Origin of the sequence: Sinorhizobium sp. 8-89 (assembly GCF_030124325.1) — a bacterium.
In the GTDB taxonomy this organism is placed as follows: Bacteria; Pseudomonadota; Alphaproteobacteria; order Rhizobiales; family Rhizobiaceae; genus Sinorhizobium.
Genome location: NZ_JASKLR010000001.1, coordinates 851,158 through 867,228, shown reverse-complemented (window position 1 = coordinate 867,228; position 16,071 = coordinate 851,158). Strand labels below are relative to the sequence as shown.

Annotated in this window: 11 protein-coding genes and 1 tRNA gene; all 12 read right to left on the bottom strand. The window is 60.0% G+C overall.

Annotated elements, in window-relative coordinates; all coding sequences use genetic code 11:
- Window positions 1-53: 53 nt before the first annotated feature.
- The 12 genes from rpoC to tuf all read right to left on the bottom strand — a co-directional run bounded on the left by rpoC (window position 54) and on the right by tuf (window position 15,929).
- Window positions 54-4,259, bottom strand: a complete 4,206-nt coding sequence (gene rpoC, locus QN219_RS04210; RefSeq protein WP_283998168.1) for a DNA-directed RNA polymerase subunit beta' — start codon at window positions 4,257-4,259, stop codon at window positions 54-56.
- Window positions 4,260-4,444: 185 nt separating this feature from the next.
- Entirely contained in the window at window positions 4,445-8,587 is a 4,143-nt protein-coding gene (gene rpoB, locus QN219_RS04205) for a DNA-directed RNA polymerase subunit beta (RefSeq protein ID WP_283998166.1), read from the bottom strand.
- Between the two features lie 264 nt (window positions 8,588-8,851).
- A complete protein-coding gene (rplL, locus tag QN219_RS04200) occupies window positions 8,852-9,232 on the bottom strand; it encodes a 50S ribosomal protein L7/L12 (RefSeq protein ID WP_014328058.1) in 381 nt (126 codons plus the stop codon).
- Window positions 9,233-9,289: 57 nt separating this feature from the next.
- The gene (gene rplJ, locus QN219_RS04195; RefSeq protein ID WP_173512602.1) at window positions 9,290-9,808 is read right to left on the bottom strand and encodes a 50S ribosomal protein L10; all 519 of its coding nucleotides are present in this window, start codon (window positions 9,806-9,808) and stop codon (window positions 9,290-9,292) included.
- Window positions 9,809-10,137: 329 nt separating this feature from the next.
- Window positions 10,138-10,836 carry a 50S ribosomal protein L1 gene (gene rplA / locus QN219_RS04190; RefSeq protein WP_283998163.1) on the bottom strand — a complete coding sequence of 233 codons (699 nt, stop codon included), beginning with the start codon at window positions 10,834-10,836 and terminating at the stop codon, window positions 10,138-10,140.
- 4 nt (window positions 10,837-10,840) lie between these two features.
- Window positions 10,841-11,269, bottom strand: coding sequence for a 50S ribosomal protein L11 (gene rplK, locus QN219_RS04185; protein WP_173512600.1), 429 nt, complete (start codon window positions 11,267-11,269; stop codon window positions 10,841-10,843).
- Window positions 11,270-11,483: 214 nt separating this feature from the next.
- Entirely contained in the window at window positions 11,484-12,014 is a 531-nt protein-coding gene (nusG, locus tag QN219_RS04180; protein ID WP_173512599.1) for a transcription termination/antitermination protein NusG, read from the bottom strand.
- A gap of 16 nt (window positions 12,015-12,030) precedes the next feature.
- Window positions 12,031-12,231 (bottom strand): preprotein translocase subunit SecE, encoded by a 201-nt coding sequence (gene secE / locus QN219_RS04175; RefSeq protein WP_136504339.1) that lies wholly within the window; start codon window positions 12,229-12,231, stop codon window positions 12,031-12,033.
- Between the two features lie 200 nt (window positions 12,232-12,431).
- Window positions 12,432-12,507 (bottom strand) — tRNA-Trp (locus QN219_RS04170).
- A gap of 159 nt (window positions 12,508-12,666) precedes the next feature.
- The gene (locus tag QN219_RS04165; protein ID WP_283998161.1) at window positions 12,667-13,560 is read right to left on the bottom strand and encodes an NAD(P)-dependent oxidoreductase; all 894 of its coding nucleotides are present in this window, start codon (window positions 13,558-13,560) and stop codon (window positions 12,667-12,669) included.
- A gap of 175 nt (window positions 13,561-13,735) precedes the next feature.
- Window positions 13,736-14,416 (bottom strand): hypothetical protein, encoded by a 681-nt coding sequence (locus QN219_RS04160; RefSeq protein WP_283998159.1) that lies wholly within the window; start codon window positions 14,414-14,416, stop codon window positions 13,736-13,738.
- A 337-nt stretch (window positions 14,417-14,753) separates the two neighbouring features.
- Entirely contained in the window at window positions 14,754-15,929 is a 1,176-nt protein-coding gene (gene tuf, locus QN219_RS04155) for an elongation factor Tu (RefSeq protein ID WP_173512596.1), read from the bottom strand.
- Window positions 15,930-16,071: the final 142 nt, after the last annotated feature.

Sequence of the window (16,071 nt, the reverse complement as noted above, 5' to 3'; positions counted from 1 at the left end):
GGCGGCTTCTTTATTCTCTGGAGGAACGGGCGCTGGTCGCCCTCCCCTTGCGATCATTCGGCCGCGGCGTTCTCGTTCGCCATGTCGGCGAGCATCGGAGTCGCAGCATCCGCCCCGGTGCCCTTGCGGCGCTCCTCGAGGATCATCTCGTCGCGCGCGGTTGCGATGCGGCGGATCTGCGTCATGGTACCGCCGGTACCGGCCGGGATGAGGCGGCCGACAATGACGTTTTCCTTGAGACCCTGCAGACCGTCCATCTTGCCCGCAACAGCGGCCTCGGTCAGGACCTTGGTGGTTTCCTGGAACGAAGCGGCCGAGATGAAGGACGGCGTCTGCAGCGATGCCTTGGTGATGCCGAGCAGAACCGGATCGCCAACGGCCGGCTTCTTGCCTTCCGCGAGCAGCGCATCGTTGACATCCTCGAGCTCGATGCGGTCGACGTTGTCGCCGACGATATAGGTCGAGTCACCGGCGTCGGTGATTTCAACCTTCTGCAGCATCTGCCGAACGATGACTTCGATGTGCTTGTCGTTGATGACAACGCCCTGCAGACGATAGACTTCCTGGATCTCGTTCACGAGATAGGAAGCAAGCGCTTCCACGCCCTTGATCGCCAGAATGTCGTGCGGCGCCGGGTTGCCATCGAGGATATAGTCGCCCTTCTCGATGTAGTCGCCATCCTGAAGATGGAAGGGCTTGCCCTTCGGGATCAGGTATTCGACCGGCTCGACACCGTCTTCCGCCGGCTCAATCAGCACGCGACGCTTGTTCTTGTAGTCGCGGCCGAAACGAACCGTACCATCGATCTCTGCAATGATGGCGTGGTCCTTCGGACGACGAGCCTCGAACAGCTCGGCAACGCGCGGCAGACCACCGGTGATGTCCTTGGTCTTGGCGCTCTCGAGCGGCGAACGCGCAAGCACGTCGCCCTGGCTGACCTTCTGTCCCGGCTCGACCGAGAGGATCGCATCAACCGACAGCATGAAGCGAGCTTCACCACCACGCGACAGCTTGGCGATGGCGCCGTTCTTGTCCTTGATGACGATCGCCGGCTTGAGGTCGGTCCCGCGCGGCGTCGAACGCCAGTCGATAACCTGGCGCTTGGTGATGCCGGTTGACTCGTCCGTCGCTTCGAGCACCGAGATGCCGTCGACCACGTCCTCGAAGTGAACGGTACCTTCCACTTCCGTCATCATCGGACGGGTGTAAGGGTCCCATTCGGCGAGACGCTGGCCGCGCTTCACTTTGTCACCGTCGTCAACGAAGATCTTCGAACCATAGGCGACGCGCTGCGAGGACCGCTCGACGCCGCGCTCGTCCAGGATCTGGATCGCCATGTTGCGGCCCATGGCAACGAGTGTGCCTTCGGAGTTGCGCAGCATGTTGCGGTTCTTGATCTGAACCGTGCCCTCATAGGACGCTTCGAGGAACGACTGGTCGACCACGGTTGCCGTGCCACCCAGGTGGAACGTACGCATGGTCAACTGCGTGCCCGGCTCGCCGATCGACTGCGCCGCGATGACGCCGACGGCCTCGCCCATGTTGACGGGCGTACCGCGAGCAAGGTCGCGACCGTAGCAGACGCCGCAGACGCCGGTCTGGATCTCGCAGGTCAGCGCCGAGCGGATGCGGACCGACTGGATACCGGCCTTCTCGATCTCGACCACATCGGCTTCCAGGATCATCTTGCCGGCGTCGACGATACGCTCACCGGTGACCGGGTTGTCGATGTTGTCGAGCGCGGTACGACCAAGGATGCGCTGGCCGAGCGAAGCAACGACCTGACCGGCGTCAACGATCGCCGTCATGGTGAGGCCCTTGTCGGTGCCGCAATCCGTGTGCGTGACGATGCAGTCCTGCGCCACGTCGACGAGACGACGGGTCAGGTAACCGGAGTTCGCAGTCTTCAAGGCGGTATCCGCCAGACCCTTACGGGCACCGTGCGTCGAGTTGAAGTACTCGTTCACGGTCAGGCCTTCCTTGAAGTTCGAGATGATCGGCGTTTCGATGATCTCGCCCGACGGCTTCGCCATGAGGCCGCGCATACCGCCCAGCTGGCGCATCTGGTTCGGCGAACCGCGGGCGCCCGAGTGAGACATCATGTAGATCGAGTTCATCGGCTTCTGGCGACCGTTGTCGTCGAACTCGACCGCCTTGATGCGCGCCATCATTTCTTCGGCGACCTTTTCCGTCGCCTTCCCCCAGGCGTCGACAACCTTGTTGTACTTCTCGCCCTGGGTAATGAGGCCGTCATTGTACTGCTGCTCGTATTCCTTCACGAGCGCTTCGGTATCGCCGACGATCTTCACCTTGGTATCCGGGATCACCATGTCGTCCTTGCCGAACGAAATGCCGGCGCGGCAGGCATGCGAGAAACCGAGCTGCATGATCCGGTCGCAGAAGATCACCGTGTCCTTCTGACCGCAGTGGCGGTAAACCGTGTCGATCATCTTCGAGATGTTCTTCTTGGTCATCTCCTGGTTGCAGATATCGAAAGGAATGTTCGGATTCTTCGGCAGGAGTTCGCCGATGATCATACGACCGGGTGTCGTTTCATAGATCTTCGAAACCGGGTTGCCCTCGGCATCGACGGTCTTGTAGCGACCGCGGATCTTGGCATGCAGCGTTACGGCCTTGGTTTCCAGAGCATGGTGCAGTTCGCCCATGTCGGAGAAAGCCATGCCTTCGCCCGGCTCGTTCTGGTTCATGATCGACAGGTAGTAAAGGCCGAGAACCATGTCCTGCGACGGAACGATGATCGGCGCACCGTTTGCCGGATGCAGGATGTTGTTCGTCGACATCATCAGAACGCGTGCTTCAAGCTGAGCTTCGAGCGACAGCGGCACGTGAACGGCCATCTGGTCGCCGTCGAAGTCGGCGTTGAAGGCGGTGCAGACGAGCGGATGCAACTGGATCGCCTTGCCTTCGACCAGAATCGGTTCGAAGGCCTGGATGCCCAGGCGGTGCAGCGTCGGCGCGCGGTTCAGGAGAACCGGATGCTCGCGGATGACCTCGTCGAGGATATCCCAGACTTCCGGCTTTTCCTTTTCGACCAGCTTCTTGGCCTGCTTGACGGTCGAGGAGTAACCCTTGGCGTCGAGGCGGGCGTAGATGAACGGCTTGAAGAGCTCGAGCGCCATCTTTTTCGGCAGGCCGCACTGATGCAGCTTGAGTTCCGGACCGGTCACGATGACCGAGCGGCCGGAATAGTCGACGCGCTTGCCGAGCAGGTTCTGACGGAACCGGCCCTGCTTGCCCTTCAGCATGTCGGAGAGCGACTTCAGCGGACGCTTGTTGGCGCCGGTGATGACGCGGCCGCGGCGGCCGTTGTCGAACAGCGCATCGACGGATTCCTGCAGCATGCGCTTTTCGTTGCGGATGATGATGCCCGGCGCGCGCAGCTCGATCAGCCGCTTCAGACGGTTGTTACGGTTGATCACGCGGCGATAGAGATCGTTTAGGTCAGACGTCGCGAAACGGCCGCCGTCGAGCGGAACGAGCGGGCGCAGATCCGGCGGGATCACCGGAACGACCTTCATGATCATCCATTCCGGACGGTTGCCGGATTCCATGAAGTTCTCGACGATCTTCAGCCGCTTCATCAGCTTCTTCTGCTTCAGATCCGAGGTCGTCTCGGCCATTTCCGAGCGCAGATCGCCAGCGATCTTCTCGAGATTCATCGAAGCGAGCATCTCGTAGATCGCCTCTGCGCCGATCATCGCCGTGAACTGGTCTTCGCCGAACTCGTCAACGGCGAGCATGTATTCTTCTTCGCTGAGGAGTTGGTTCTCCTTGAGCGAAGTCAGGCCCGGTTCGGTGACGATGTAGTTTTCGAAATAGAGAACGCGCTCGATATCCTTCAGCGTCATGTCGAGCAGCGTGGCGATACGGCTCGGCAACGACTTCAGGAACCAGATATGGGCAACGGGCGCGGCGAGCTCGATGTGGCCCATGCGCTCGCGACGAACGCGCGACAACGTGACTTCGACGCCGCACTTTTCGCAGATGATGCCCTTGTACTTCATGCGCTTGTACTTGCCGCACAAGCATTCGTAATCCTTGATCGGACCGAAGATGCGGGCGCAGAACAGGCCGTCGCGTTCCGGCTTGAAAGTACGGTAATTGATCGTCTCCGGTTTCTTGATCTCACCGTAAGACCAGGAAAGAATCTTCTCCGGCGAGGCGATCGAAATCCGGATGGAATCGAAAGTCTGTGCAGGCACCTGCGGATTGAAAAGATTCATGACCTCTTGGTTCATGCCTGTCTCCTTTGCGGGCATTACGCCCTGAGCTTGGCGGGGGTGCCGGCAAATCCCGGGCGCCGGCCCCTGCCCTATAAACAGCTAAAACCGCATCGGGTGCGGCCCTGTTCCTACCGCGGACAACACGCTGCCCTGCGGCGGAAACGGTGCGTGCCGCGATACGGCACGCACCTGATGTCGTCTTACTCTGCTGCGTCCGGCAGTTGTGCCGTGGCGCCGAGGTCGTCGACCTTCGAGTTTTCGAGCTCGACGCTGAGGCCCAGCGAGCGCATTTCCTTGACGAGAACGTTGAAGCTCTCGGGAATGCCCGCCTCGAACGTGTCGTCGCCCCGGACGATCGCCTCGTAGACCTTGGTACGGCCAGCAACGTCGTCCGACTTGACCGTCAGCATTTCCTGGAGCGTGTAGGCCGCGCCGTAAGCTTCCAGCGCCCAGACCTCCATTTCCCCGAAACGCTGACCGCCGAACTGCGCCTTGCCGCCCAACGGCTGCTGGGTAACGAGCGAGTAAGGACCGATCGAACGGGCGTGGATCTTGTCGTCGACCAGGTGGTTGAGCTTCAGCATGTAGATGTAGCCCACGGTCACCTGACGGTCGAACGGTTCGCCGGTGCGGCCGTCGAAGAGGGTCGACTGACCGGTCACCTTGAGACCTGCCTTATTCAGCATCTCGTTCACGTCGGCCTCAACAGCGCCGTCGAAGACCGGCGTCGCGATCGAAACGCCACGGCGGGTCTGCTCGGCCAACCGAACCACCGACTCGTCGTCGTACTGCTTGATCGGCTCGCCCTTCGGACCGGATCCAATCACGTCGTCAATCGTTGCACGCAGCGGCTTGATGTCACCGTTATCACGGTATGCATCGAGCATCGCGCCGATCTTCTTGCCCATGCCGGCGCAAGCCCAGCCGAGATGGGTTTCGAGGATCTGACCGACGTTCATGCGCGACGGCACGCCGAGCGGGTTCAGCACCACGTCGACATGCGTACCGTCCTCGAGGAACGGCATGTCTTCGATCGGCACGATGCGCGACACGACACCCTTGTTGCCGTGACGGCCGGCCATCTTGTCGCCCGGCTGGATCTTGCGCTTCACAGCGACGAAGACCTTGACCATCTTCATGACGCCCGGAGGCATTTCGTCGCCGCGCTGGACCTTCTCGACTTTGTCCATGAAGCGCTGTTCAAGGCGCGACTTGGATTCGTCGTACTGGCCGCGGAGCGCTTCGATTTCGCCCTGAGCCTTCTCGTCCTCGATGGCGAACATCCACCACTGCGAGCGCGGATATTCGCTGACGACGGCGTTTGAAAGCTCGGTGCCCTTCTTGAAGCCCTTCGGACCGGCCACCGCGACGTGACCGCGCAGCATATCGACCAGACGCGCATAGACGTTACGATCGAGGATCGCCTGTTCGTCGTCGCGGTCCTTGGCGAGCCGTTCGATTTCCTCGCGCTCGATCGCCATCGCGCGCTCGTCCTTCTCCACGCCGTGGCGGTTGAAGACGCGCACTTCGACAACCGTGCCGAAGGTGCCCGGAGGCATGCGCATGGACGTGTCACGGACATCCGAGGCCTTCTCACCGAAGATCGCGCGCAGAAGCTTTTCTTCTGGCGTCATCGGGCTTTCGCCCTTCGGCGTGATCTTGCCGACGAGGATATCGCCCGGCTGAACTTCGGCACCAATGTAGACGATACCGGCTTCGTCGAGATTCTTCAGCGCTTCTTCCGAAACGTTGGGAATATCGCGGGTGATTTCTTCCGGACCAAGCTTGGTGTCGCGCGCCATCACTTCGAATTCTTCGATGTGGATGGAGGTGAACACGTCGTCGCGCACGATCCGTTCGGAAAGCAGGATCGAGTCTTCGTAGTTGTAGCCGTTCCAGGGCATGAACGCGACGAGCGCGTTGCGGCCGAGAGCCAGATCGCCGAGGTCGGTCGAAGGACCGTCCGCGATGATGTCGCCCTTGTTGAGAACGTCACCGACGGTGACCAGCGGGCGCTGGTTGACGCAGGTGTTCTGGTTCGAACGCTGGAACTTCTGCAGGCGATAGATATCGACGCCGGACTTCGAAGGATCGAGGTCTTCCGTGGCGCGGATAACGATACGTGTCGCATCGACCTGGTCGACGACACCGCCGCGGCGGGCAGCGATCGCAGCACCGGAGTCGCGGGCGACCACCGGCTCCATGCCGGTGCCGACGAACGGGGCTTCCGCACGCAGCAGCGGCACGGCCTGACGCTGCATGTTCGAGCCCATCAGCGCGCGGTTGGCGTCGTCGTTCTCGAGGAACGGAATGAGCGCCGCGGCGACGGAGACAAGCTGCTTCGGCGAAACGTCCATCAGGTTGATGTTGTCGCGCGGCGCCAGCATGACTTCACCGGAGTGACGGCAAACGACGAATTCCTCCGCGAAGGAGCCGTCGTCGTTCAGTACCGAGTTCGCCTGCGCGACGTGGTACTTCGCTTCTTCCATCGCCGACAGATAGACCACGTCGCTCGTGACCTTGCCGTCGACGATCTTGCGGTACGGGCTCTCGATGAAGCCGTACTTGTTGACGCGGGCGAAGGTTGCGAGCGAGTTGATCAGACCGATGTTCGGACCTTCCGGCGTCTCGATCGGGCAGATACGGCCGTAGTGGGTCGGATGAACGTCGCGGACTTCGAAGCCCGCACGCTCGCGGGTCAGACCACCCGGGCCAAGAGCCGAAAGACGGCGCTTGTGGGTGATTTCCGAAAGCGGGTTCACCTGGTCCATGAACTGCGACAGCTGCGAGGAACCGAAGAACTCGCGAACGGCGGCTGCGGCCGGCTTCGCGTTGATCAGATCCTGCGGCATGACCGTGTCGATTTCGATCGAGGACATACGTTCCTTGATCGCACGCTCCATGCGCAAGAGACCCAGCCGATACTGGTTCTCCATGAGTTCGCCGACCGACCGCACACGGCGGTTGCCGAGGTTGTCGATGTCGTCGATCTCGCCCTTGCCGTCACGCAGCTCGACGAGCATCTTGACGACAGCGAGGATGTCTTCCTTGCGGAGCGTGCGAACGGTATCCGGAACGTCCAGGTCGAGACGCATGTTCATCTTCACGCGACCAACGGCCGAGAGATCGTAGCGCTCGGCGTCGAAGAACAGCGTGTTGAACATGGCTTCGGCAGAATCCATGGTCGGCGGTTCGCCCGGGCGCATGACACGGTAGATGTCGAACAGCGCGTCCTGGCGGTTTTCGTTCTTGTCGGCGGCAAGCGTGTTGCGGATATAGGCGCCGACGTTGATGTGGTCGATGTCGAGAACCGGGATCTCTTCGAAACCGGCCGAGAGAATGACGGGAAGCGTCTTCTCGTCGATCTCGTCGCCGGCTTCCAGGTAGATTTCACCGGTTCCGTAGTTGACGACGTCTTCGGCAAGATAATTGCCGTAGAGATCGTCGTCGGTCGCCTTGAGTGCCTTCAGGCCCTTGTCCTGCAACTGACGCAACAGACGCGGGGTGAGCTTCTTGCCGGCTTCGACAACGACTTCACCGGTATCGGCGTCGACCATGTCGGTGATCGCCTTCTGACCCTTGAGGGCGTCCGGCTGGAACGGCACGCGCCAGCCTTCGCCGTCGCGCTGGTAGAGCGACTTCGTGTAGAAGGTGTCGAGGATCTCTTCGCCGTCCATGCCGAGCGCCATCAACAGCGACGTCACCGGAATCTTGCGGCGCCGGTCGATGCGGGCGTGCACGATGTCCTTGGCGTCGAATTCGATGTCGAGCCACGAACCGCGATACGGAATGACGCGCGCTGCGAAGAGCAGCTTGCCGGACGAGTGGCTCTTGCCCTTGTCGTGATCGAAGAACACGCCTGGGGACCGGTGCATCTGCGAGACGATGACGCGCTCGGTGCCGTTGACGATGAAGGTACCGTTGTCCGTCATGAGCGGCATGTCGCCCATGTAGACGTTCTGTTCCTTGATGTCCTTGATCGACTTCGCGCCCGTATCTTCGTCAATATCGAACACGATCAGGCGCAGCGTCACCTTCAGCGGCGCCGCATAGGTCAGGTCACGCTGGCGGCATTCTTCGACGTCGAACTTCGGCGGCTCGAATTCATAGGAGACGAATTCGAGCATGGAAGCGCCCGAGAAATCCTTGATCGGAAATACCGACTTGAAAACTGCTTGAAGTCCCTCGTCGGGGCGCCCCCCGCGGGGCTCGTCCACCATGAGGAACTGGTCGTAAGATGCCTTTTGAACCTCGATCAGGTTCGGCATCTCCGCGACTTCTGGAATCTTACCAAAAAACTTGCGTACGCGCCTGCGACCGTTAAACGAAAGGGTCTGAGCCATCGTCGCTCCTTGTCAATCTTGCATCCGGGCCTGCAACGGACGGGAACCGATGGCCAGTCGACCCCGTCAATCAATGGGTAGTTCAATCTCGTCCAACTTCCGGAAAACGCCCAGCGCGGATTGCTGTGCTGTCTTCCGTTGAGACCATCCTCTTGAAGAACCCATTACCCAAAAGCCGTTTTCGACAGGCTTTTGGGTAATATGTTCTAAAAACGGTCAAAGAGAGGCGGCCAAACGGCCACCCCTCCTTTGCATTTCGTCGAATTACTTGACGTCAACCTTGGCGCCAGCGTCTTCGAGCTTCTTCTTGAGGTCCGCAGCTTCAGCCTTGGAAACAGCTTCCTTGACAGCCTTCGGAGCGCCTTCGACGAGATCCTTGGCTTCCTTGAGGCCGAGGCCGGTGATGGCGCGGACTTCCTTGATGACGTTGATCTTGTTCGCGCCGGCATCCGTCAGGATGACGTCGAACTCGGTCTTCTCTTCTTCAGCCGGGGCAGCCGCACCAGCAGCACCGCCAGCGGCAGCAACAGCTACCGGAGCAGCGGCAGAAACGCCCCACTTTTCTTCGAGAAGCTTCGAAAGTTCTGCAGCTTCCAGAACGGTCAGCGAGGAGAGGTCTTCAACGATCTTTGCGAGATCAGCCATTTTACTTTTCCTTTGTTCGGTTCGAACTGGTTTTAAATACAACAGCGAAATTCCGCCTCAGGCGGCTTCGTCCTTCTTGGCATAGGCCGAGAACACGCGAGCAAGCTGACTTGCCGGTGCTGCGACAACCGTCGCGACGCGGGTTGCCGGGGCATTGAGAAGGCCCAGCAGCTTCGCGCGCAGCTCGTCGAGCGAAGGCAGGGTCGCAAGCGACTTGACACCTTCGGCGTTGAGCGTGGTTGTCCCCATGGCGCCGCCGAGCACAACGAGCTTGTCGTTGGTCTTGGCGAAATCCACGACGACCTTCGGAGCCGTTACAGGGTCAGTGCTGTATGCAATCAGCGTCTGCCCCTTGAAGAGATCGGTCATCCCTTCAGACTCCGTGCCCTGAAGAGCGATCTTGGCCAGGCGGTTTTTCGCGACTCTGACGGTGCCGCCAGCAGCGCGCATCTTCGAACGGAAGTCGTTCATCTGCGCGACTGTGACACCAGCATAGTGGGCCACGACAACCGAACCGGAAGCCTTGAAGACTTCGTTCAGCTCCGTGACGAATTCGCGTTTTTCCGCTCTTTCCACTGTCTGTCTCCAGTTGACAGGGTTGCTTCACGCAGCCCTGCCGGGTTTGCCTTTGTCACCCGGGATCATGCTCGATCCCAAGCAACGCTTAAGGATCCTGTCCCTTGGCGTTCCCGGAAGAGCCGGGTCTGACACAAGGCAAGCGAGGTTCGAACCGAATTTCGACGCCGAAGGCGTTGTTCAAAATTCAGATCTTACCCGTCTCATGCGGGCAATGGTGATTAAGGTAAAACCACCCGCAATCTCGGACAGGAGTTCCGGACCGAAGTCCGGTTATTTCCGGCCTCGAAAGGCCGGAAATTCAGTTTCGGGCCGAAGCCCGGAATTTGTCAGGCAACGCTGAGCGTTGCCGGGTCGATCTTGAGGCCCGGACCCATGGTCGAGGAGATCGCTACGCGCTTGACGTAGTTGCCCTTGGCGCCAGCCGGCTTGGCCTTGATCACGGCATCAGCGAAGGCGCGGATGTTTTCTTCCAGCGCCTTGGCATCGAAGGACGCCTTGCCGACGCCGGCGTGAACGATACCGGCCTTTTCGACGCGGAACTCGACCGCACCACCCTTGGAGGCCTTGACGGCAGCGGCTACGTCCATGGTGACCGTGCCGACCTTCGGGTTCGGCATCATGCCACGCGGGCCGAGTACCTTACCGAGACGGCCGACGAGCGGCATCATGTCCGGGGTGGCGATGCAGCGATCGAAGTCGATCTTGCCGCCCTGGACGATCTCGACGAGGTCTTCGGCACCGACGACGTCAGCACCGGCAGCCTTGGCTTCGTCAGCCTTCGCGCCGCGCGCGAAAACGGCAACGCGAACCGAGCGGCCGGTGCCGTTCGGCAGGTTGACAACGCCGCGGACCATCTGGTCGGCGTGGCGCGGATCGACGCCGAGGTTCATGGCGACTTCGATGGTTTCATCGAACTTTGCCGTCGCACGCTCCTTGACCAGCGTTACGGCTTCACCGAGGCCGTAGATCTTTGCCGGATCGATGCCCTCGCGGGACTTCTGTACACGCTTTGCAATCTTCGCCATGGTCTTAGCCCGTCACTTCCAGGCCCATGGAGCGGGCAGAGCCCTCGACCATTGCCATTGCGCCTTCGATATCGGCCGCGTTGAGGTCCTTCATCTTGGCCTCTGCGATCGTACGGATCTGAGCCTTGGAGATCGAGCCGGCCCTGGCCTTGCCCGGGGTCTTCGAGCCCGACTGGATCTTTGCTTCACGCTTCAGGAAGTAGCTGACCGGCGGCTGCTTCATGACGAAAGTGAAGGACTTGTCCTGGTAATAGGTGATGACGACCGGAATCGGCATACCCTTTTCCATTTCCTGCGTGGCGGCATTGAACGCCTTGCAGAATTCCATGATGTTAATGCCACGCTGACCAAGCGCAGGACCGATCGGCGGCGACGGATTCGCCGAGCCGGCCTTCACCTGCAGCTTGAGCTGGCCTGCAACTTTCTTAGCCATTTCTCTCTGCCTCTGAATGCCCCTTCACGATCAGACCGGAAGAGGAACTGTTGAGCCGGTCGCCCGGCCATTTACCGGTCTCTCGACCGGCGGCTGCGGTTGCGTGGTGCGGACAATCCGACCCGGCTAAGACCGGACACCTCCCACGCGCATGCGGATCACTCCGCCGGAACAGGCCAGTCGGCCCGCCCATCCCTTTTAAAACCTATGGTTTTCAGACCTTTTCGACCTGGCCATATTCCAGCTCGACGGGGGTCGCGCGACCAAAGATGGAAACCTCGACCTTCAGGCGCGACCGCTCTTCATCGACATCCTGGACGATGCCGTTGAAGGATGCGAACGGACCATCCGATACCCGGACCTGCTCGCCGATCTCGAAAGAAACTGACGGCTTCGGACGATCGACACCGTCCTGGACCTGACCAAGGATCCGCTCGGCCTCATGATCCGGAATCGGAACGGGCTTGCTATCGGTCCCGAGGAAACCCGTGACCTTCGGCGTATTCTTGATGAGGTGATAGGCCTCATCGGTCAGATTGGCGCGAACAAGCACGTAGCCCGGAAAAAACTTGCGTTCCGCGTCGACCTTGCGGCCGCGACGGATCTCGACGACCTTTTCCGTCGGAACGAGAATCTTTTCGAAAAGGTGATCCAGACCTTTCTGCTTGGCCTTTTCCTCGATCGACTCGGCGACCTTCTTTTCGAAATTCGAATAGGCGTGAACGATATACCAGCGCGCAGCCATGCTACTCTCCACCCAATCAAGCGCCAACGTTGAGGACGAGGCTCATCAGCCAGCCCATCAACTGGTCCGCACCAAAGAAAAAGGCGGCGGCAAAAGAGACCATGACAAAGACCATCAGCGTCGAGATCATCGTCTCGCGCCGTGAGGGCCAAGTCACTTTTGACGTTTCGGAGCGAACTTGCTGCAGAAACGTGAACGGATTCGTTTTGGATGCCATAAAATGCTCACGCCATTACGGCGCGTAAAGCCGATGATTCAGCCCCACGCACCGCGTGTCTGTTTGGACCCTACATAAAGACCGATTCCGAAAACCACAAGAGCCAATCAGTCTTTCTGTGAATATAAAAAGACGGCCGCGCCGCCCTACCCTTTTTTCATTCTGGCCGAATTCAGACGATGAGGCAAGAATGACGAAACTGGCAGGGGCAGAGGGGCTCGAACCCCCGACCTGCGGTTTTGGAGACCGCCGCTCTACCAACTGAGCTATACCCCTAGACCGAAACGCCGACCGGCCAAATGGCCCGCACGCGTCTCAGGTCAGCGGCTTCATATTCAGTTTGCCGGACGCTTTCAAGCGCATTTGCGCCAAATGGGAAAAAAGTTCCAAGAAAATTTCGCGGCCGCAGTCGACGCTGCAAGCGCTCGCGGCGCTTCAATTCTCCAACTGGACGTATTTCCGCCAGTCATGTTCCTCCTTGAACCCGAGAACCTCGCGAATCTTCCTGTTCGAGAGCAGACCTTCGAACTCGCCGATCTCTCTTTTGAAGGAAACATTCGGATAAAACCGCCTGGCAAGTTCACGCGAAGGCGTGTTGGCCGAGACCGTGTCGTTCGCGGCGTTGAATATCGTAAAGCCGAGGCCGTCCTTCTCTATGCAGAGCTTGACGATCTGGCCGAGATCGCGCGCATCGATGTAGCTCCAGGCAATTCTTTTGCGGATTTCGGGGTTGGCGAAATAATGCGGGAAATTCGCATATTCATGCGGCTCGATCACGTTGCCGATGCGCAATGCATAAATGTCGAACCCCGAGCGCTCGGCAAAGGCGCGCGCCGTCTTCTCGTTCACCACCTTGGAGAGCCCGTAGGAGTCCATCGGATTGACGTCGTAGTCCTCCTCCAGCGGGAATTGGTGGAAATCGCGATGACCCTCCGCAAAGCAGACGCCGTAGGTCGTCTCGCTAGAAGCAATGATGATCTTGCGGATACCGAGCTTCACCGCCGCCTCGATCACGTTGTAGGTGCCCATGACATTGACCCGGAAGGTCTCGTTATCCGGCTTGATGAGAATGCGCGGAATGGCGGCAAAGTGCACGACGGCATCGAAGGACTGCTGCCCCTGATCGAGATCGGGAAAGTCCCGATGCATCGAGAGCGCATTGAACATCTGGCCACTATCGGTGATGTCGGCGATGAGGTTCGTGACGCCGGGGCTTTCGAGCGGAACGAGGTCGACATTGTGCACCTCGTAACCCGCCTCAACAAGATAAGGTACGGCATGCCGGCCGGCCTTGCCTGCGCCGCCGGTAAAAAGAATTCGCTTTTTCATGACGCCTCCCCTGCTGCAGGTTTCCTTAAATCCAAGCCAAGTTAGGGAAACATGCAGCAATTCAAAGTGCTACAGCGACTTGCTCCCCTCAAAGACGCACGGCCTACAGAAAGCGAAGCGATTGTTAGCCGCTTTGTTCGTTTGCACAAGATGCGCGTACGTCGCATGCCGTTTATCACCATCGCAGGCTGTAGCGAATATCGAACACGCTGCGGGGCGCCAACAACGGGTCGGCGACGGCGGCCCCGAGCTGTAAATTGCCGAACTTCTGCTCGAAGCCAATGCGGCTCAAGCCGCTGATGCCGTCGCTGGAAAGCTCACCCTGAGCGACAAGTGACGTCCGGGTCGCTGGAGATGCGAGCCGGGCTGATTGCGTCAGCCTCGGTTTGGCGCAACTGTTCTCATAGGCGTTGCACTGAAGGGCGATGCTGCGGTGGACTTCCGCATCGAGTGTCGGCGTCACAATCCATGTTCGTGCGGTACCGGCGCCCACATTGCTGGTGCCGGTCAAGGCGTTGAAGTCCATGTTGAATAACGAGGAGCGCGTGGTCGCCCGTCCCTTGCTCTTGCGCGAAAGCGCGCCCCAGAGGCGTACGGGGGCGGTGGGCGGCTTGATCTTGCCCGACGACTCCGCGCCCATCGAGAATTCGGCCCCGGCGGTTGTATCCCATTGCCCCGGGAAACGCATGCCGAGCCGCAGCCTGTAGGCGTTGGCTCCGGTCTTTGCAGGCGCCCAGATAAGCGGGCCGTCGTCGGCGGCCGATGCCGTTTGCGGAAAAGGCCCGGCACAAACAAACCCGGCACAAACAAAAGCGATGCCAATCGCCGCGAGGCGCGTAGCGATACTTCTTTTCATTTGGGATTCCGATCCTCGGTCGCAACCGTTGCCGTTCCGGCAAAATCGTCAGGCCTCGGAAAATAGCACAGATCGGAGGCGATGACCTTATGTTAATCGGCCGCAACGCACCGAACTGCGAGAGGACTGTTGCAAACATCACACGCGAACAATTTCGAAATGACACCCGCCTCCCACTGCATATCTCCTTGAATCGGAGCCGATTTATGGACCCTAAACATGTAGCAATTCAAAGGGCTACAGCGACTTCGTGCATCTGGAAAACGCAGGCCCTGCGAGTTGCAACGAAAAAGCCCCGCAGTTGCCTGCGGGGCTGGAAGTCCGGATGTGCCGGAAATTACTCGATGATCGAGGCGACGATGCCTGCGCCGACGGTGCGGCCGCCTTCGCGGATGGCGAAGCGCAGCTTTTCTTCCATCGCGATCGGCACGATCAGCTCGACGTCAACCGTGACGTTGTCGCCCGGCATCACCATTTCCGTGCCTTCCGGCAGCGTCACGATGCCGGTCACGTCGGTCGTGCGGAAGTAGAACTGCGGACGGTAGTTGGTGAAGAACGGCGTATGACGGCCACCCTCTTCCTTCGTCAGGATGTAGGCTTCCGCCTTGAACTTCTTGTGCGGCTTGACCGAACCCGGCTTGCACAGGATCTGGCCACGCTCGACGCCGGTGCGGTCGACACCGCGCAAGAGCGCACCGATGTTGTCGCCGGCCTGGCCTTGGTCGAGCAGCTTGCGGAACATTTCAACGCCCGTGCAGGTCGTCTTCGTCGTCGGACGGATGCCGACGATCTCGACTTCCTCACCGACCTTGACGATGCCGCGCTCGACGCGACCGGTCACAACCGTACCGCGGCCCGAGATCGAGAACACGTCTTCGATCGGCATCAGGAACGGCAGGTCGATCGGACGCTCCGGCGTCGGGATGTAGGCGTCAACCGCTGCCATCAGCTCGCGGATCGCGTCTTCGCCGATCTTCTTGTCCGAATCTTCAAGCGCGGCGAGCGCCGAGCCCTTGACGATCGGGATGTCGTCGCCCGGGAATTCGTAGGACGACAGCAGTTCACGCACTTCCAGCTCGACGAGCTCGAGCAGCTCGGCGTCGTCGACCTGGTCGACCTTGTTCAGGAACACGACGATTGCCGGAACGCCGACCTGGCGGGCGAGCAGGATGTGCTCGCGGGTCTGCGGCATCGGGCCGTCGGCAGCCGAAACAACCAGGATCGCACCGTCCATCTGCGCCGCGCCGGTGATCATGTTCTTGACGTAGTCGGCGTGGCCGGGGCAGTCGACGTGCGCATAGTGACGGTTCGGCGTCTCATACTCGACGTGCGCCGTCGAAATGGTGATACCACGGGCCTTTTCTTCCGGCGCAGCGTCGATCTGGTCATACGCCTTGAACTCGCCGAAATACTTCGTGATCGCTGCCGTCAGCGACGTCTTGCCATGGTCAACGTGGCCAATCGTGCCAATGTTAACGTGCGGCTTGTTGCGCTCAAATTTGCTCTTTGCCATGGGTACGTTTCCTGTGGTCAAATAAGATGGATCAGCCGGCTGGGCCGGTTTGTCGAGCCGTTTAAGGGTTTCGCGGGATTTGCGCAAGACTTAATTGCGTGCACGGGGCTGGGCCGCACGGCCGTCCGGCCCTTCAGTATCA

Coding starts and splice junctions, on each gene's coding strand:
- rpoC (WP_283998168.1), bottom strand. CDS start 4,259: ATGAACCAAGAGGTCATGAATCTTTTCAATCCGCAGGTGCCTGCACAG.
- rpoB (WP_283998166.1), bottom strand. CDS start 8,587: ATGGCTCAGACCCTTTCGTTTAACGGTCGCAGGCGCGTACGCAAGTTT.
- rplL (WP_014328058.1), bottom strand. CDS start 9,232: ATGGCTGATCTCGCAAAGATCGTTGAAGACCTCTCCTCGCTGACCGTT.
- rplA (WP_283998163.1), bottom strand. CDS start 10,836: ATGGCGAAGATTGCAAAGCGTGTACAGAAGTCCCGCGAGGGCATCGAT.
- rplK (WP_173512600.1), bottom strand. CDS start 11,269: ATGGCTAAGAAAGTTGCAGGCCAGCTCAAGCTGCAGGTGAAGGCCGGC.
- nusG (WP_173512599.1), bottom strand. CDS start 12,014: ATGGCTGCGCGCTGGTATATCGTTCACGCCTATTCGAATTTCGAAAAG.
- secE (WP_136504339.1), bottom strand. CDS start 12,231: ATGGCATCCAAAACGAATCCGTTCACGTTTCTGCAGCAAGTTCGCTCC.
- QN219_RS04165 (WP_283998161.1), bottom strand. CDS start 13,560: ATGAAAAAGCGAATTCTTTTTACCGGCGGCGCAGGCAAGGCCGGCCGG.
- QN219_RS04160 (WP_283998159.1), bottom strand. CDS start 14,416: ATGAAAAGAAGTATCGCTACGCGCCTCGCGGCGATTGGCATCGCTTTT.
- tuf (WP_173512596.1), bottom strand. CDS start 15,929: ATGGCAAAGAGCAAATTTGAGCGCAACAAGCCGCACGTTAACATTGGC.